The 17,284-nt window shown below is 72.5% G+C and carries 14 protein-coding genes; 11 read left to right on the forward strand and 3 right to left on the reverse strand.

Annotated features, from left to right (window positions below; genetic code table 11):
* The first annotated feature begins 127 nt into the window (after positions 1-127).
* Positions 128-1,894, forward strand: coding sequence for a BACON domain-containing protein (locus ABT296_RS12325; protein ID WP_351926076.1), 1,767 nt, complete (start codon positions 128-130; stop codon positions 1,892-1,894).
* 18 nt (positions 1,895-1,912) lie between these two features.
* On the opposite strand, the gene ABT296_RS12330 is transcribed toward ABT296_RS12325, so the two are convergent.
* Entirely contained in the window at positions 1,913-2,710 is a 798-nt protein-coding gene (locus ABT296_RS12330; RefSeq protein WP_453166437.1) for a DUF3109 family protein, read from the reverse strand.
* Positions 2,711-2,856: 146 nt separating this feature from the next.
* On the opposite strand from ABT296_RS12330, the gene ABT296_RS12335 reads away from it, so the two are divergent.
* From ABT296_RS12335 to ilvD, 4 genes are all read left to right on the forward strand, one after another.
* Positions 2,857-3,789, forward strand: a complete 933-nt coding sequence (locus ABT296_RS12335) for a Ppx/GppA family phosphatase (protein WP_351926080.1) — start codon at positions 2,857-2,859, stop codon at positions 3,787-3,789.
* An 846-nt stretch (positions 3,790-4,635) separates the two neighbouring features.
* Positions 4,636-5,460, forward strand: a complete 825-nt coding sequence (locus ABT296_RS12340; RefSeq protein WP_351926082.1) for a sugar phosphate isomerase/epimerase family protein — start codon at positions 4,636-4,638, stop codon at positions 5,458-5,460.
* The gene (locus ABT296_RS12345; RefSeq protein WP_351926084.1) at positions 5,457-6,068 is read left to right on the forward strand and encodes a TetR/AcrR family transcriptional regulator; all 612 of its coding nucleotides are present in this window, start codon (positions 5,457-5,459) and stop codon (positions 6,066-6,068) included. Before ABT296_RS12340 ends, ABT296_RS12345 begins: the two co-directional genes overlap by 4 nt.
* Before the next feature lie 201 nt (positions 6,069-6,269).
* The gene (ilvD, locus tag ABT296_RS12350) at positions 6,270-8,123 is read left to right on the forward strand and encodes a dihydroxy-acid dehydratase (protein WP_351926086.1); all 1,854 of its coding nucleotides are present in this window, start codon (positions 6,270-6,272) and stop codon (positions 8,121-8,123) included.
* 82 nt (positions 8,124-8,205) lie between these two features.
* Here the strand turns inward: ilvD and ABT296_RS12355 are convergent, their stop codons facing one another.
* Positions 8,206-10,353: a serine/threonine-protein kinase gene (locus tag ABT296_RS12355; RefSeq protein ID WP_351926088.1), complete on the reverse strand. Its 2,148-nt coding sequence runs from the start codon at positions 10,351-10,353 to the stop codon at positions 8,206-8,208.
* A gap of 182 nt (positions 10,354-10,535) precedes the next feature.
* On the opposite strand from ABT296_RS12355, the gene ABT296_RS12360 reads away from it, so the two are divergent.
* From ABT296_RS12360 to proC, 6 genes are all read left to right on the forward strand, one after another.
* The gene (locus tag ABT296_RS12360) at positions 10,536-10,850 is read left to right on the forward strand and encodes an SH3 domain-containing protein (protein WP_351926090.1); all 315 of its coding nucleotides are present in this window, start codon (positions 10,536-10,538) and stop codon (positions 10,848-10,850) included.
* A gap of 64 nt (positions 10,851-10,914) precedes the next feature.
* Positions 10,915-11,409: an EamA/RhaT family transporter gene (locus ABT296_RS12365; protein ID WP_351926092.1), complete on the forward strand. Its 495-nt coding sequence runs from the start codon at positions 10,915-10,917 to the stop codon at positions 11,407-11,409.
* A 655-nt stretch (positions 11,410-12,064) separates the two neighbouring features.
* Positions 12,065-12,832: a class I SAM-dependent methyltransferase gene (locus ABT296_RS12370; protein ID WP_351926094.1), complete on the forward strand. Its 768-nt coding sequence runs from the start codon at positions 12,065-12,067 to the stop codon at positions 12,830-12,832.
* Positions 12,833-13,002: 170 nt separating this feature from the next.
* Entirely contained in the window at positions 13,003-13,860 is an 858-nt protein-coding gene (locus tag ABT296_RS12375; protein ID WP_351926096.1) for an ABC transporter ATP-binding protein, read from the forward strand.
* Positions 13,857-14,639 (forward strand): ABC transporter permease, encoded by a 783-nt coding sequence (locus ABT296_RS12380; protein ID WP_351926098.1) that lies wholly within the window; start codon positions 13,857-13,859, stop codon positions 14,637-14,639. The genes ABT296_RS12375 and ABT296_RS12380 overlap by 4 nt, the downstream gene beginning before the upstream one ends.
* Positions 14,640-14,738: 99 nt before the next feature.
* Positions 14,739-15,551: a pyrroline-5-carboxylate reductase gene (gene proC, locus ABT296_RS12385; protein WP_351926100.1), complete on the forward strand. Its 813-nt coding sequence runs from the start codon at positions 14,739-14,741 to the stop codon at positions 15,549-15,551.
* 53 nt (positions 15,552-15,604) lie between these two features.
* On the opposite strand, the gene trpS is transcribed toward proC, so the two are convergent.
* On the reverse strand, positions 15,605-16,627 hold the full coding sequence (gene trpS, locus ABT296_RS12390) for a tryptophan--tRNA ligase (protein ID WP_351926102.1): 1,023 nt from the start codon (positions 16,625-16,627) through the stop codon (positions 15,605-15,607).
* Positions 16,628-17,284 lie beyond the last annotated feature (657 nt).

Here is a 17,284-nt window from a genome sequence, read left to right on the forward strand (position 1 = left end):
CATCACCCCGAGAACGGGCCACGGAACCGAGACCTCCTGTCCCCTTATGAGGGATCGTTTCACCCGTACGGGTTAAATGTGCTCAAGGTGGAAGAAGCCGTCACCGCGACCTGCCTACGGTCCACGAGTGATGAGCAGCAGTCCGGAGACCTCCACCCGCACCACCGGCGCACACCGAGCGCACCGGGAGGCGCGCGACCGAGGCGCGGCGCGAACCCTGGCGCAGCGCCCGCCCGCGCGCTACGAGCCCTATCTGGACGGCCTGTTCACCTACTGCCTCTCCGTGCTGTGCGACCACGACGCCGCCACCGCCGCCCTCGGCGACGTCCTCGCCCTCGCCCAGCGCCGCGGCCAGCGGGTCCCCGAGTCCCCCGACGACCGCCGCGCCTGGCTCTACGCGCTGGCCCGCTGGGCCTGTCTGCGCAAGCTCGCCGAGGCCAAGCAGAAACGTCAGGCCACCCATGCCGCGGGCCGCTCCGGCGCGAGCCCGCAGCCCGCCGCCGCGCCCCTGTCCGAGGAGGCCCAGGAGGACCGCAGGCGCCAACTCGCCCTGCTCGCCTGGCCCGAGGCCGCCGGCACCACGCCCGAACAGCGCGAGGCGCTCGAACTCGCCGTACGGCACCGCCTCGCCGCCCCCGAGGTGGCCGCCGTCCTCGGCCTGGAGCCGCCCGCCGCCCGCGAACTCCTGGCCGCCGCTGCCTGCGAGGTGGAGCGCACCCGCGCCGCCCTCGCCGTGGTCGAGACCGGCACCTGCCCGAGCGTCGCCCGGCTCACCGGGGACAGCCGCCTCGTGCTCAGCACCGCCCTCCGCCGCGAACTGGTGCGCCACGTCGACGACTGCCCGCACTGCCGCCGCACGGCCGAGCGCGCCGTCCCCGGCCGCTGGCCCGGCGCCTCCGTGACCCCCGCGGAGCTGCCCGTCCTGGAGGCGCCCCGCGCCGCCCTGCACGTCGCCATGGGCCACGGCCCCCGCGCGCGGGGCGCCGCGCCCCGCTTCGACCGGCGCGGCTTCCCGATGGACCCCAAGGACCGGGCCGCCCGCCGCGACCGGCTCCGCGCGCGTGCCGTCACCACGACCGTCGTCGCCACCGTCGTCGCCGCACCGGTGCTCGCCCTGTGGGCCGCCTACCGGGGTGCGCCCGTCGGCGAGGGCACCGGCGACCGCTCGGCCAGCGCCAGCGAGGCCAACGGCCCCGGCGCCCTCGACGGCGAGACCGCGGGCGGCGGCTACGAGAACGCGGGAAACTCCACCACCCGCCCCGGCCGTACCGGCAAGCACGCCGAGCCCCATGTCACGGTGGAGGTCGTCAGTGTCAACGGCGCGGGGAAGAAGGGAGCGGCGCAGCTCGACGTCACCGCGAGCACCCGCGGTGACACCACCCTGATCACCCTGACCGCGCGCGGCGACACCCCCGTGCGCTGGTCCGCCACCACGGGCGCCGCCTGGCTCTACCTGAGCCGGTCCTCGGGAACCCTCGACCCGGGCGAGACCTTGACGATCAAGGTGTACGTCGACGCGCTGCGTGAACCGGCCGGCCACTGGACCGCCCGCGTCGCCGTCGCACCCGCCGGAGCCGTCGTCCGCATCGAGGGCTACGGCAGCGCGCCCGGCCCCACCGACCCCGGCCCCTCGGACCCGGGCCCCTCCGACCCGGGAGGGCCCGACCCGGAGCCCACGTCCCCCACCCCGAGCGACCCGCCCCCGACGTCGCCGACCCCGACGCCCACCGACCCGGAGCCGACGCCCACCGACCCGGCGCCCACGGAGCCCACGCCCAGCGACCCGCCCCCGTCGTCCTCCAACCCGGATCCGCCGCCGACCGGTCCGCAACAGCCGACGGACTCGACGCCGCCGCCCAGTGACAGCGGCGACCCGAGCCCCACCACCTCTTGACCCGCGCCTAGGGCAGCCCTAGCCCACCGGGTCCGCGGGATGAGGAGCCAGCAGCGGCAACTGCGACGCCAGCCGCTCCTCGCACAGCTCGACCAGCCGGTCGTAGCCCGCCTTGCCCATCAGCTCGGTCAGCTCCGGCCGGTAGGTGACGTACACCGGGTCGCCGGCGCCGTGCGCCGAGGTCGCCGAGGTGCACCACCAGTGCAGGTCGTGCCCGCCCGGGCCCCAGCCGCGCCGGTCGTACTCGCCGATCGACACCTGGAGGATCCGGGTGTCGTCGGGCCGGTCGATCCACTCGTACGTCCGCCGCACCGGCAGCTGCCAGCAGACGTCCGGCTTGGTCTCCAGCGGCTCGCGGCCCTCCTTCAGCGCCAGGATGTGCAGCGAGCAGCCCGCGCCGCCGGCGAAGCCGGGCCGGTTCTGGAAGATGCACGAGCCCTGGTACGGGCGGGTCTGCCGGGAGCCCTCGTCGTCCTCGGAGACCCAGCCGCTCTCCACACCCACGTCATGGTGCTGCCAGATGTCCGGCGTGAGCCGGGCCACGTATCCGGCCACCCGCTTCTCGTCGTCCTCGTCGGAGAAGTGGGCGCCCAGGCTGCAGCAGCCGTCGTCCGCACGACCTGCTTGGATGCCCTGGCAGCCGCTTCCGAAGATGCAGTTCCAACGAGAGGTCAGCCATGTCAGATCGCACCGGAAGACCTGCTCGTCATCTCCCGGATCGGGGAACTCCACCCATGCGCGGGCGAAGTCCAGCCCCTTCTCGTCCGCAGCCGAGGCCGTCCGCTCCGCCTGCGACGGCTTCTGCGACGGCTTCACCCGCGAAGAACCGCCGGATGATTTGGCCGCCTTCTGGTCCTTCGCCTTTTTCGTCTTTGGCACGAGTCCAGGGTAAGTCGCCCAAGCCCGGGATCGGCACAGCTCCGGGGGCGGTGAACGGCCCGGCGGGCAGTAGCGTGCCCTACATGAGACTCGGTGTCCTCGACGTGGGATCGAACACGGTGCATCTGCTGGTGGTGGACGCGCACCCGGGCGCGCGTCCGCTGCCCGCGCACTCGCACAAGGCGGAGCTGCGCCTGGCCCAACTGCTCGACGAGAGCGGTGCCATCGGCCCCGACGGGGTCGACAAACTGGTGTCGGTCGTCAAGGACGCGCTCCAGGCCGCCGAGGACAAGGGCGTCGAGGACCTGCTGCCGTTCGCGACCTCCGCGGTGCGCGAGGCCAGCAACGCCGACGACGTCCTGGCGCGCGTGAAGGCCGAGACCGGGGTGGAGCTCCAGGTCCTCAGCGGCGCGGAGGAGGCCCGGCTCACCTTCCTCGCCGTGCGCCGCTGGTTCGGCTGGTCGGCCGGGAAGCTCCTGGTCCTGGACATCGGCGGCGGCTCCCTGGAGATCGCCTACGGCATCGACGAGGAACCGGACGCGGCCGTGTCGCTGCCGCTCGGCGCCGGGCGGCTCACCGCCGGCTGGCTGACCGCGGACCCGCCGGAACCCGACGACATCCGCGCGCTGCGCCGGCATGTCCGCGCCCAGATCGCGCGGACGGTCGGCGAGTTCAGCCGCTTCGGGCGCCCCGATCACGTCGTCGCCACCTCCAAGACCTTCAAGCAGCTCGCCCGCATAGCAGGCGCCGCCCGCTCCACGGAGGGCCTCTACGTCCAGCGCGAGCTGAAGCGGGAGTCCCTGGAGGCGTGGGTCCCGCAGCTCGCCGGGATGACGGTGGCGCAGCGCGCTGAGCTGCCCGGCGTCTCGGAGGGCCGCGCGGGCCAGCTGCTGGCGGGCGCGCTGGTGGCCGAGGGCGCGATGGACCTGTTCGGGGTGGAGACCCTGGAGGTCTGCCCGTGGGCCCTGCGCGAGGGCGTGATCCTGCGCCGCCTGGACCACATGCCGGTGGTCTGAGGGGTGTGGCCGGCTCATCGGACGGCGCTCCGAGGCACGCGGCCGGGCGATCGGCCGGATGCCGGGGGCGTGCGGCTGGGGTCGGCCGGGGGTTCGGGGCGTGCGAGGCCGTACTGTCCGAGGGCGGTTGGGGGGCGTGCGGCCGGGCGATCGGCCGGATGCCGGGGGCGTGCGGCCGGGGTCGGCCGGGGGTTCGGGGCGTGCGAGCCCGTACCGTCCGACGGAGGTCGGAGGCGTGCCGCCGGGGGCCCGAGGCGTACGAGGCCGGATCATCCGCCGGTTGACTCCGAGGCGTGCGAGGGGCGCAGCCGTACGCGGTTGTGAGCCCCGCGCCTCCCCGTGCTTCGAGGCGACGGGGCGTACGAGGTGAGGCCCGCGCGCCGGCCCCGCGCAACCCCGTACGCGGAGGCGACCGGGCGCGTGAGGCGAGCCCCGCGCACGCCACCCGCAACCTCCCGGCGCCGACGAAACCCCACGTCACGCCTCCCGGCGGAGGGCCGACCCCACCTCACGCCGCCCCGCGTTCACCGAGAACCCCGCGATTTCGAGCCACCCCCGCGTGAAGTGCGCCACGCGCCGCCCCCGCCTCCCGCCCCGCCGCACCCCCACCGGAACGAGCCCCCGCACCCCGCCCGGGGAGCCCGCCCCGCCGCCCCCGGCCCGCAGCCGGAAGCCCCGCAAAAGCCCTGTACGCGCGCTTGCGAGCCGCCCCCGCGCTCCCTCCCGGGCCCCACCCCGGCCCGCCCCGGGGGCCCGCGCCGCCCCCTGGCCGAGAGCCGTGCCCGCACAGCCCGTGCACGGCGATCGGCCCCCCGGCGCCGAGTGCGGCGCCGTACCCTGTCCCTCGTGGCAGAACCAGTCGTGCGGATCCCGGATGCGAAGGTCGCTCTGTCGACGGCCTCGGTGTATCCGGAGTCGACGGCGACGGCCTTCGAGATCGCCGCGCGCCTCGGGTACGACGGCGTCGAGGTCATGGTGTGGACCGACCCGGTCAGCCAGGACATCGAGGCCCTGCGCCGACTCAGCGACCACCACCGGATGCCGATCCTCGCCGTGCACGCCCCCTGTCTGCTCATCACCCAGCGGGTGTGGTCCACCGACCCCTGGACCAAGCTCAAGCGCGCCCGCGCGGCGGCCGAGAAGCTGGGCGCCGACACGGTCGTCGTGCACCCCCCGTTCCGCTGGCAGCGCCAGTACGCGCGGGACTTCGTCACCGGAATCTGGCGGATGGCGAACGAGACGGACGTGCGGTTCGCCGTCGAGAACATGTACCCCTGGCGCTACCGCGACCGCGAGATGCTCGCGTACGCCCCCGACTGGGACGTCACCAAGGACGACTACCGCCACTTCACGATCGATCTCAGCCACACCGCGACCTCCCGCACGGACGCCGTGGACATGATCGACCGGATGGGCGACCGCCTCGGCCATGTGCACCTCGCCGACGGCCGGGGCTCGGCCAAGGACGAGCACCTCGTCCCCGGCCGCGGCACCCAGCCCTGCGCCGAGGTACTGGAACGGCTCGCCCTGACCGGTTTCGACGGCCACGTCGTGATCGAGGTCAACACCCGGCGGGCGATGTCCAGCGCCGAGCGGGAGGCCGACCTCGCCGAGGCGCTCGCCTTCACCCGGCTCCACCTGGCCTCCGCCGTGAAGGTGCCACGCCCGTGACGGACACCGCGGCCCCCCGCCGGGGCCGGGGCCGGCGCACCCGCAGCGAGGCCGCCGGCACCCGGGACCGAATCCTGACCGTGGCCCGGGCGGAGTTCTCCGAACGGGGCTACGAGAAGACCTCCGTACGCGGCATCGCCAAGGCGGCCGGCGTGGACTCGGCCCTGGTGCACCACTACTTCGGCACCAAGGAACAGGTCTTCGAGGCGGCCGTGGAGGTCGCCTTCGCGCCCGTGATCAAGGCCCGCGACAGCGTGTTCGAGGGGCCGATCGAGGGAGTGGGCGAACGCCTGACCCGGATGATCCTCGGGCTCTGGGAGAACCCGGTGACACGGACCCCGCTGCTCGCGATCGTCCGTTCCGCCGTCAACAACGAGGCCGCCGCCGCCGTCTTCCGCAAGCTGATCGCCGCCCAGCTGCTGCGCCGGATCGGCGAACAGCTCGACCTCCCCGAGGCCGACCTGCGCGCCGAACTCGCGGCGGCCCAGCTCGTCGGCGTGGCGATGATGCGGTACGTGATGAAGATCGAGCCGCTCGCCTCCGCCGACCCGGAGCGGATCATCGCGCGGGTGGCACCGGTGGTGCAGGGCCACCTGATGAGCCCGTAGACCCCCGTACGCCCCGGGCTTCCCGGCGCGGACCCGGAACCGGGCTTCCCGGCGCGGACCCGGGCCCCGGAACCCGGCGGGGGAACCGGACCCCGGCCGCCCGCCGAGACGCGTATCCCGTATTACGGACACCGTGTCCGCCCCCTGGATGACCGGCGTACGCTCAATAGCAGCCCTATCTGTCTGAAGGAGCGAGCGACGATGCCCGAGCTGAGGTCCCGCACAGTCACCCACGGCCGCAACATGGCGGGCGCCCGCGCCCTTATGCGCGCCTCCGGTGTACCCGGTGCGGACATCGGCCGAAAGCCGATCATCGCCGTGGCCAACAGCTTCACGGAGTTCGTTCCCGGCCACACCCACCTCCAGCCGGTCGGCCGGATCGTCAGCGAGGCGATCACCGAGGCCGGCGGCATCGCGCGCGAGTTCAACACGATCGCGGTGGACGACGGCATCGCCATGGGCCACGGCGGCATGCTGTACAGCCTGCCCTCCCGCGACCTGATCGCCGACAGCGTGGAGTACATGGTCGAGGCGCACTGCGCCGACGCCCTGATCTGCATCTCCAACTGCGACAAGATCACCCCGGGCATGCTGAACGCCGCCCTGCGGCTGAACATCCCGACGGTCTTCGTCTCCGGCGGCCCGATGGAGTCCGGTCGCGCCACGCTGGTCGACGGCACCGTCCGCACCCTGGACCTGGTCGACGCGATCTCCGACGCGGTGAACGACAAGATCTCCGACGAGGACATCCTCCGTATCGAGGAGAACGCCTGTCCGACCTGCGGCAGCTGTTCCGGCATGTTCACCGCCAACTCGATGAACTGCCTGACCGAGGCCATCGGCCTGAGCCTGCCCGGCAACGGCTCGGTCCTGGCGACGCACACGGCCCGCAAGGAGCTCTACGTCGCCGCGGCCCGCACCGTCATGGACATCACCCGCCGCTACTACGAGCAGGACGACGAGACGGTCCTGCCCCGCAACGTCGCCACCTTCCGGGCCTTCGAGAACGCCATGGCCCTGGACATCGCGATGGGCGGCTCCACCAACACGATCCTGCACCTGCTCGCCGCCGCGCAGGAGGCGGGCGTCCCCTTCGGCCTGCACGAGATCGACGCGGTCAGCCGCCGCGTCCCGTGCCTGGCGAAGGTCGCGCCGAACGTCGCCAAGGACCGCACGTACTACATGGAGGACGTGCACCGCGCCGGCGGCATCCCCGCCCTCCTCGGCGAACTGCACCGCGCGGGCCTGCTCAACGAGGACGTGCACGCCGTGCACAGCCCGTCCCTGTCGGACTGGCTGAAGACCTGGGACGTCCGCGGCGGCTCCCCCTCCGCCGAGGCGGTCGAGATGTGGCACGCGGCCCCGGGCTGCGTCCGGTCGGCCGAGGCGTTCTCCCAGTCCGAGCGCTGGGAGGCGCTCGACGAGGACGCCGAGGGCGGCTGCATCCGCAGCGCCGAGCACGCGTACTCCAAGGACGGCGGCCTCGCCGTGCTGCGCGGCAACCTCGCCGTGGACGGCTGCGTGGTCAAGACGGCCGGCGTCGACGAGTCCATCTGGACCTTCGAGGGCCCGGCCGTGGTCTGCGAGTCCCAGGAAGCGGCCGTCGAGAAGATCCTCAACAAGCAGGTGACCGACGGCGACGTCGTCGTCATCCGCTACGAGGGCCCCAAGGGCGGCCCCGGTATGCAGGAGATGCTCTACCCGACCTCCTTCCTCAAGGGCCGCGGCCTCGGCAAGACCTGCGCGCTGATCACCGACGGCCGCTTCTCCGGCGGCACTTCGGGCCTGTCCATCGGCCACGCCTCCCCGGAGGCCGCCTCCGGCGGCACGATCGCCCTCGTCGAGGACGGCGACCGCATCCGCATCGACATCCCGAACCGCACGATCGAGCTGCTCGTCGACGACGCCGAACTCGCCCGCCGCGAGCAGGCGTTGAACGGCGTGTACGCCCCGAAGAACCGCGAGCGCAAGGTCTCGGCCGCGCTGCGCGCCTACGCCGCCATGGCGACCAGCGCCGACAAGGGCGCCGTCCGCGACGTCAGCAAGCTGGGCTGACACCCGGGCACCACGTCCCAGGGCTGACACCCGGGCACCACGTCCCAGGGCCGTCCGCGGGCGCGGGCGGCCCTTCGGCGTGTCACCAGCGGGACGGATCCCGGGTGTCCGCCGCGAAGACGGAACCGTTGGGGGCGCCGGCGAACACCCGGCCCCCGGCGAGCACCGGCGCGGGCACCTCCGTCGCGACCCAGTCCGCCTTCGCGGAGAGCCTCGGCGGCGTCTGCCCGACCAGCAGGCCCTCCTCGGCGTCGACGGCGAGGATCCGCCCGTCGGCCGCGGTGACATAGACGTACCGCCCGTCGGTGACCGGCGCCGAACCCCGGCTCACGGACGTCTCCAGTGACCACAGCCGCTTGCGCCGTTCCAGGTCGAGCGCGTCCAGGGCGCCGCCGCGGGACAGCAGATGAACCACGTCCCCGCGCACCGTGGCCAGGGGGTCCTGGCGGGGTACGGGCAGGGTCATCCGCAGCGGCTTGCGGGTACCGGGGGTGAAACGCAGAACGGCGGTGGCATCACCGCTCGCGGGCTCGACGACCAGGAAGAACAGGACGCCCTCGCGGGCGGCGAACGGTTCGAGCATCCCCTCCAGCCGCTCCTCCCACCGCACGGCGCCCGACGCCGGGTCCACGGCGGTGACCAGTGTGCTCGTGCCGTCGTCGGAGACATGGCTCGCGTACGCCAGCGGGTCCCCGGGGAACGACGAGAAGTAGGGCCTGTCCTGGCCGGGGATCCGACGGCTCCACTCGGTCCGGCCCGTCGCCCCGTCCAGCGCGGTGACGGTGCCGTCGGCGGCGGTGAACAGCAGCATGCCGCCCACCGCACGCATACCGCTGTGGTCGGGCGTGGCGCGTGTCCAGCGTGCGGCGCCGGAGGTGGGGTCGAGGCCCGCCAGCCGGGCGTCCTCGTCGGTCAGGGGCTGCACCAGCCCGCCGGACAGGGCCGGGGGCTCGCTCCGGAACGCCGTGCTCGCCACCGGGCGCTGCCACAGCACGGTGCCGTCCGACGGTTCCAGCGCGAACACCGTGCCGGGCTGCGCGCACAGCAGCCGCTTCGCGCCGTACGAGCACTGCGGGACGGCCGGCGCGCCGGAGACCGTCGGGGTCTCCCACGGTTCGAAGGCCGCGGAGGCGGGGCCGGTGCCGCGGGCCCGGGGCACCGGGCCGTCGCCGTCGGCGAGTTGCACCACCGCGAAGGCGCCGGAGACGAGGAGCGCCGAGACCACCCCGGCCAGCACCGCCTTGCGCCGCCAGGGCTTCCCGGGCCCGCGCGTGGCTGGCTCCCCGCCGTCACCGGGCTCGGCCTCGACGGCGCGGGACTCCCCGCCGTTCTCCTTCTCTTTCTCCTTCTTCCGCTCCTCGTCGGTCCGCTGCGCCGGTATGAACGCCTGGGTGTCGTAGGCGGCAGCCACCGAACGCAGCTCGCGCATCAACTCGTCGGGCGTGGGCCGGTCCTCGGGCTCCTTGGCGAGGCAGCGCAGCACCAGCGGCGCGAGGTTCTGCGGCACGCCGGCCAGGTCGGGTTCGTCGTGGACGACCTGGTACGCGACGACGTACGGGCTGTCGGAGTCGAACGGCCCCCGTCCCGTGGCCGCGTGGACCATCAGCGACCCCAGCGCGAAGACGTCCGCCGCGGGGCCGACCTCCCTCGGCCGCCGGAACTGCTCGGGCGCCATGAACGGCGGGGTGCCGATCAACTTCCCCGTCTCGGTGCGCAGTTCGCTGTCCTTTGGCCGGGAAATGCCGAAGTCGATGACCTTCGGCCCGTCCTCGGCGAGCAGCACGTTGCTCGGCTTCAGGTCCCGGTGCACCACGCCGACGCGGTGGATGTCGCGCAGCGCCTCGGCCAGCCCGGCCATCAGCCGACGCAGCTGCTCCGAACTCATCGAGCCGTTCCGCTTGACCTCCTCGGAGAGGGTCGGCCCGGGGATGAACAGGGTTGCCATCCAAGGCCGTTCAGCCGTCGGATCGGCATCGACGACCGGCGCGGTGAAGGCGCCGCTCACCTTCCGGGCCGCCGCGATCTCCTGCCGGAAACGGCCCCTGAACTCGCGGTCCCTGGCGAACTCGGCATGGATGACCTTCACCGCGAGCTTCATCCCCGAGGTGCTGCGGGCCAGATGTACGACGCCCATGCCACCCGATCCCAGACAGGACTCCAGCCTGTAGTGCCCGGCGTACTCCGGAAGTTCCGCTTCCGCGCCCGCTCCGACGTTCCGCTGTGGCGCCATGGGACCACCCCCGTGCTGTTCGTCCGCGCGCGCGACGCACGGAGCCTAGTCGATGATGCGTACGAGACAGAGGCGGCTTGCTGGCCCCGGCGTGCGAATCGTGTACGGGTGTTTCGTGGCGTGATTCAGGGGAATCAACGGGGTCCCATGGCAGCCATGGGGTTCAACGGGGGGAGTCCTTCATGAGTGTTGACCGAGCGGACGAGGCGACCGCGGACGCGCAGCCGGAGGCGCTCGCCGCCACGTCCTACCGCACCTACGCGGTCGCCCCGGGCGTCCGCCTCAACGTCCGCAGCGGACCCGGCACGGGTTACGACATCGTCCGCGTCCTGCCGGAGGGCACCCGGGTCCCGATCTACTGCCAGACGCCGGGCACGACGGTGACCGGCCCCTACGGCACCTCGAAGATCTGGGACAACATCAGCAACGGCGAGTTCGTCTCGGACGCCTACGTCCAGACGGGCAGCGACGGCTACGTCGCCTCGCGCTGCGGCTGACCTCCCGGAGGACGACGTGGTCCCGGTCACGGCCGGGACCACGGCAGGCCGCCATAATCGACGGGTGAGCGACGTGAACGGCACCCCAGACCAGGCCGCGGGCCCCCGCCCCGAGCCCATCCGCTTCTTCGGCACGACCTGGGTCGACCACACCGGCGGCTATCCGGCCCGCCGGGCCGGCGTCGCGGCCGGCTCACTGGCGGCCGCGGTGGCCTCCTGCTTCGTCCTCCGCTTCGCCTACGAGGGCCTCGCGATCGCCGACATCGGCAGCTTCGTCACGGTCCTCATGATCGTGATGTTCGCGATCTGCAGCGCCCTCGCCTTCCGCAACACCTGGGACGGCTTCGCCAAGCGCCCGGACCCCGCCCGCCAGGCATCCCTCCGGGGCCTGCTGACCATCGGTTTCGTCGGCTCCCTGCTCGCCTACTTCCTCCGCTCCCTCACCGAGGCCCCCGGAGAGAAACTCCACCGCGAGGAATACGAGACCGCCCGCCACCAGTACGAAAAGCGCACCAAGCGCCGCACAGGCAACCCCTCAAAGAAGCGCCGCACCCCCTGACCGCCCCACACAGCACAGCGGTCCCGCACCCCCAACCCACCACCAACGAAGCACCCCTGCCCGGACACCCCGGGCCGGCCGAAGCTGACACGCCCCGCAGCCCCAGCCCCCGTGCGCTCGGTCCACCGGAAGCGAAGCACCCCCGCGCCAGCATGCCGGGCCGGCCGAAGCTGACACGCCCCGCAGCCCCAGCCCCCGTGCGCTCGGCCCGCCGGAAGCGAAGCACCCCCGCCCCGGTACCCCGGCCCGGCCGAAGCTGACACGGCTCCCAGCCCAGCCCCGTGCGCCCGGCTCCGACGCGCCCCAGCCCCAGCCCGCCGAAAGCGAAGCACTCCCGCCCCGGCGTTCCCGACCGGCGCGCGGACGCCCCAACCGCAGCAGCTCCCGACCGGGGGATCAGCGCGCTCACCGGCCCCCTGACCGGCCCGCCCCACCTCCGCGCACGCAGCCCAGCCCCTGCACCCACAGTCGCTGCAGCCCCCGACCCCCGCACCCACAGTCGCCGCGCACCCCCAACCCCATACGCGCAGCGACGCCGCACACCTGCCCTCCGCGTGGAGCGCCGCGTACCCCGTCCCCGCCCCCGCGCGGAGCGCCCCGTACTTCTCACCGAATCCTGACCCCACCCCGCCCTCGCCCCGGCCACCATGGCCGTATGACGGCTGTGCCTTCCCACTCCACCCGCGCCCACTCCTTCAACGCCGCCGCGGCCCAGTACGCCGCCAACCGCCCCTCCTACCCACCCGCCCTCCTCGACGCCGTCGAGGAACTGGCCGGCCGCCCCCTCGCGGGCGCCCGCGTCGTGGACATCGGCGCGGGTACGGGCATCGCCACCGCACTGCTGCACGCCCGTGGTGCCGAGGTCGTCGCCGTCGAACCCGGAGAGGGCATGGCGGCCGAGTTCCGCAAGGCGCACCCCGGCATCCCCATCGTCCGGGGGGACGGCAACAGCATCCCGCTCGCCGACTCCAGCGTGGACCTGATCACCTCGGCCCAGGCCTGGCACTGGACCGACCCGGCCCGCTCGGTCCCGGAGGCCCTGCGCGTACTGCGCCCGGGCGGCGCGCTCGCCCTGTGGTGGAACACCAACGTCCTCGACGTGCCCTGGGCGGCGGCCCAGGCGCTGCGCGCCGAGAAGTTCTTCGGCATCGACCCGGTCGTGGAGCGGAGCGGCACCGGTTCCCGGGCCGCCGACCCGGACGGAGTCCTCGACTTCACCCAGCGTCTGGTCCGCTGGAGCCGCCGCGTTCCGGTCGACACCCACCTCGCCAACATCGGCAGCCACTCGGTCTTCCTCGTCCACGGCGAGGAGGCGAGCGCCGCCTTCCTCGCCGAGGAGCGGACCCACCTGCTGAAGGCGTTCCCCGACGGCATCGTCGAGGAGACCTACGACGTGGACCTCCTGGTCGCCCTCAAGCCATAACCACCCACCCCTCCCGCGCCGCGGCCCACCACCTCGGGGGCCGCGGCGTTCGCGTTCCCCGTGACGTAGGCGCACAAAGCGGACCGCCCGCCTCCAACCGCTTCCCCGCGCGCCGGATCGCCCCCCGACACCCCTTGACGGCGCCCCTCGAATGGGTCGTTAATCAGCACATGATGAATATCAACTCGGACCCACAGCCCGCCCGAACACCTCCAGAAACGGGCAAATCACCCTCGGAATCCAGCCACCGCACCTCCGACGACACCCCGGCCGTCCGCGCCGAAGGCCTCACCGTCCACCGAGGCCCCCGCACCGTCCTGCAAGGCATCGACTTCACCGTCCCGCGCGGCCAGATCACCGGACTCCTCGGCCCGTCCGGCTGCGGCAAGTCGACCCTGATGCGCTCGATCGTCGGCACCCAGGCCAAGGTCACCGGCACCCTCGACGTCCTCGGCCACCCCGCCGGCCACCCCTCCCTGCGCACCCGCATCGGCTACGTCACCCAGGCCCCCTCCGTCTACGACGACCTCACCGTCCGCCAGAACCTCGAATACTTCGCGGCGATCCTCGCCCCCGGCCACGCCGCCGCCGACCAGCGCCACGAGAACGTCACCCGCGCCATCGAGGACGTGGACCTCACCAGCCACACCGACGCCCTCGCCGGCAACCTCTCCGGCGGCCAGCGCAACCGTGTCTCCCTCGCCGTCGCCCTCCTCGGCACCCCCGAACTCCTGGTCCTCGACGAACCCACCGTCGGCCTCGACCCCGTCCTCCGCCGCGACCTGTGGTCCCTCTTCCACGACATTGCCACCCGCCGCGGCGCGACCCTGCTCATCTCCTCCCACGTCATGGACGAGGCCGAGCGCTGCCACCGCCTCCTGCTGATGCGCGAGGGCCGGATCCTCGCCGACGACACCCCCGACGCCCTGCGCACCCGCAGCGACTCCGACACCGTCGAAGCGGCGTTCCTGCACCTGGTGGACGAAGCGGTCGCGGCCGCCGCCCGCGAGAAGGAGACCAGCCGATGAGCACCACCACCCGCCCGGCCGCACCGGCCCCGACCGGCGCCCTGAACCTCTCCCGCACCACCGCCACCGCCGCCCGGGTCCTGCGCCAGCTCCGCCACGACCCGCGCACCATCGCGCTGATGATCCTCGTCCCCTGCGTGATGCTCTTCCTGCTCCGCTACGTCTTCGACGGCAGCCCGCAGACCTTCGACAGCATCGGCGCGTCCCTCCTCGGGATCTTCCCGCTGATCACGATGTTCCTGGTCACCTCCATCGCCACCCTGCGCGAACGCACCTCGGGCACCCTGGAACGCCTGCTCGCCATGCCCCTGGGCAAGGGCGACCTGATCGCCGGCTACGCCCTGGCCTTCGGCACCATCGCGATCGTCCAGTCCGTCCTCGCCACCGCCCTCGCCCTGTGGGGCCTCGGTCTGGACGTCACCGGCAGCCCGTGGCTGCTTCTGCTGGTCGCTCTCCTCGACGCCCTGCTGGGCACCGCGCTCGGGCTCTTCGTCTCGGCCTTCGCTGCCTCCGAGTTCCAGGCCGTCCAGTTCATGCCGGCCGTGATCTTCCCCCAGCTCCTCCTCTGCGGACTGTTCACACCCCGCGACAACATGCACCCCGTCCTGGAGGCCATCTCCAACGTCCTCCCCATGTCCTACGCCGTCGACGGCATGAACGAAGTCCTCAAGCACTCCGACATGACCGCCACCTTCGTCCGTGACGCACTGATCGTCGCGGGCTGCGCCCTCCTCGTCCTGACCCTCGGAGCCGCCACCCTGCGCCGCCGCACCGCCTGACCCCCCGCCCGATCCCGCCCACCGGACACCCCACCCGCACTCAAGCCCCCGATGGGAGGATGAACACCGGACGACGCAACCCCGGAGGGCACCCCAGCCATGACCCAGAAAGTCGCAGTCCTCGGCACCGGCAAGATCGGTGAAGCGCTGCTGAGCGGAATGATCCGAGGGGGCTGGGGCCCGGCCGACCTCCTGGTCACCGCCCGCCGCCAGGAACGGGCGGACGAACTCCGCGGCCGCTACGGCGTCACCCCGGTCAGCAACGCGGAAGCCGCCAAGACCGCCGACACCCTGATCCTCACGGTCAAGCCGCAGGACATGGGCACCCTCCTCGACGAACTCGCTCCGCACGTCCCCGCCGACCGCCTGATCATCAGCGGTGCCGCGGGCATCCCCACCTCCTTCTTCGAGGAGCGCCTCACCGCGGGCACCCCCGTCGTCCGTGTCATGACCAACACCCCCGCCCTCGTCGACGAGGCCATGTCCGTCATCTCCGCCGGCAGCCACGCCACCGAGAGCCACCTCGCCCACGCCGAGGAGATCTTCGGCTCGGTCGGCAAGACCCTGCGCGTCCCCGAGTCCCAGCAGGACGCCTGCACCGCCCTCTCCGGCTCCGGCCCGGCCTACTTCTTCTATCTGGTCGAAGCCATGACCGACGCCGGCATCCTGCTCGGCCTGCCCCGCGACAAGGCCCACGACCTCATCGTCCAGTCCGCGATCGGCGCCGCGACGATGCTCCGCGACAGCGGCGAGCACCCCGTCAAACTCCGCGAGAACGTCACCTCGCCGGCGGGCACCACCATCAACGCCATCCGCGAACTGGAGAACCACGGCGTACGCGCCGCCCTCATCGCCGCCCTCGAAGCGGCCCGCGACCGCAGCCGCGAACTCGCCTCCGGCAACAACAGCTGACACCCGGCCGCCCCTGCCCCCCAGGGGCGGCCGTCGCCGTACCCGGACCAGCCCTAAGCGGTCACCCCGATATCCGCGGACGCAGCCGGCAGCAGCCCGATCGCCCGATACGCGGCGTCCACGACCGGCCGGGCCATCGCCCGAGCCCTCTCCGCACCATCCCGCAGCACCCCCTCCACCTGGCCGGCATCGGCGCACAGCTCCCTGTGCCGCTCCTGCACAGGCATGAGCACCTCCACCACGGCCTCCGCGGTGTCCCGTTTCAAAGCGCCATACGACTCATATACACCGCTCAACGCCGAGGGGTTCCCACCCGTGCACGCCGCGAGGATCTCCAGCAGATTCGCCAGGCCCGGCCGCCCCTCCCGGTCGTAGACGACCTCCCGCCCGCTGTCGGTGACGGCCCGCATGATCTTCTTCCGCACCACGTCCGGCTCGTCCAGCAGGTACACGATCCCCGGACCGGCGTCGTCGCTCTTGCCCATCTTCGACGCCGGCTCCTGGAGGTTCATCACCCGGGCCGCCACCGCCGGATGCGTGGCCCGCGGCACCACGAAGGTGTTCCCGTACCGCTGGTTGAAGCGCACGGCCAGATCCCGGGTGAGCTCCACATGCTGGGCCTGGTCGTCCCCGACCGGAACCTCGTCGGTGCCGTAGGCCAGGATGTCCGCCGCCATCAGCACCGGATACGTGAGCAGCGACAGCCGCACGCTCCCACCGCGCTCCCGTTCCCGTCCGGCCTTCTCCTTGTACTGGATCATCCGCCGCATCTCGCCGTCCGTGGCCACGCACTCCAGCAGGTACGACAGCCGAGCGTGCTCGTCCACATGACTTTGTACGAACACGGTGCACAGCGTCGGATCCAGCCCCACCGCGAGCAGCAGCGTGGCCGCCTGCCGGCTCAGCCTGCGCACCCGCGCCGGATCGTGGTCAACGGTGAGCGCGTGCAGGTCGACGATGCAGAACACGGCGTCGGACCGGTGCTGGTCGACCTCGGCCCAGCGCCGCATGGCCCCCAGATAGTTCCCCAGCGTCAGATGCCCGGTCGGCTTGACCCCGCTGAACACCCGCGTCATCTCTCCACCTCCTGGTCGAGACCGCCGCACCCGGCCGGCCGACCCTCTGGAGGGAGATACGAAAACGGCCGCCGAGGCGGCGGCCGTTGAGTGCATACGTGAGAACGGCCGCCGTCAGGCGGCCCACCACAGCTGGGTGCACGTACGCGTAGTCATGGCCGCCACCTTACGCCTCTGGGGGGTCGTCCGGACCTGGGTTGACACGGCTCTACGCGATCCGTACTGTTCTCCGAGTTGTCCGACGTGAGCGCCGACTCCGGTCGGTCCCCGGACAGCCATTCCGCAAGAACCAGCCAACACCTCGACGACAGTCGTTCCGTCTGCCGTCGTGTCATTGGCATGCGTATTTGCGAAATGAGGAATCCACGTTCGAAAGGACGCGGCCCCCGATTAGCTCGGGAGCCGGGAATCCGCTAAAGTCTCACTCGTCGGAACGGCCCGCAACGGCCGTACAGACAACTCCCGCTGACTGGGAATCAGGGCCGAAAGGATCTGATAGAGTCGGAACCGCCGGAAAGGGAAACGCGAAAGCGAGAACCTGGAAAGCACCGAGGAAATCGGATCGGAAAGATCTGATAGAGTCGGAAACGCAAGACCGAAGGGAAGCAGCCCGGAGGAAAGCCCGAGAGGGTGAGTACAAAGGAAGCGACCGTTCCT

The organism is Streptomyces sp. NPDC000983, assembly GCF_040299205.1.
Lineage (GTDB): Bacteria > Actinomycetota > Actinomycetes > Streptomycetales > Streptomycetaceae > Streptomyces.

What these genes read in the sequence shown, in the direction of transcription:
- ABT296_RS12335 (WP_351926080.1), top strand. Translation starts at nt 2,857, where the DNA reads ATGAGACTCGGTGTCCTCGACGTGGGATCGAACACGGTGCATCTGCTG.
- ilvD (WP_351926086.1), top strand. Translation starts at nt 6,270, where the DNA reads ATGCCCGAGCTGAGGTCCCGCACAGTCACCCACGGCCGCAACATGGCG.
- ABT296_RS12355 (WP_351926088.1), bottom strand. Translation starts at nt 10,353, where the DNA reads ATGGCGCCACAGCGGAACGTCGGAGCGGGCGCGGAAGCGGAACTTCCG.
- ABT296_RS12360 (WP_351926090.1), top strand. Translation starts at nt 10,536, where the DNA reads ATGAGTGTTGACCGAGCGGACGAGGCGACCGCGGACGCGCAGCCGGAG.
- ABT296_RS12370 (WP_351926094.1), top strand. Translation starts at nt 12,065, where the DNA reads ATGACGGCTGTGCCTTCCCACTCCACCCGCGCCCACTCCTTCAACGCC.
- ABT296_RS12375 (WP_351926096.1), top strand. Translation starts at nt 13,003, where the DNA reads ATGATGAATATCAACTCGGACCCACAGCCCGCCCGAACACCTCCAGAA.
- ABT296_RS12380 (WP_351926098.1), top strand. Translation starts at nt 13,857, where the DNA reads ATGAGCACCACCACCCGCCCGGCCGCACCGGCCCCGACCGGCGCCCTG.
- proC (WP_351926100.1), top strand. Translation starts at nt 14,739, where the DNA reads ATGACCCAGAAAGTCGCAGTCCTCGGCACCGGCAAGATCGGTGAAGCG.
- trpS (WP_351926102.1), bottom strand. Translation starts at nt 16,627, where the DNA reads ATGACGCGGGTGTTCAGCGGGGTCAAGCCGACCGGGCATCTGACGCTG.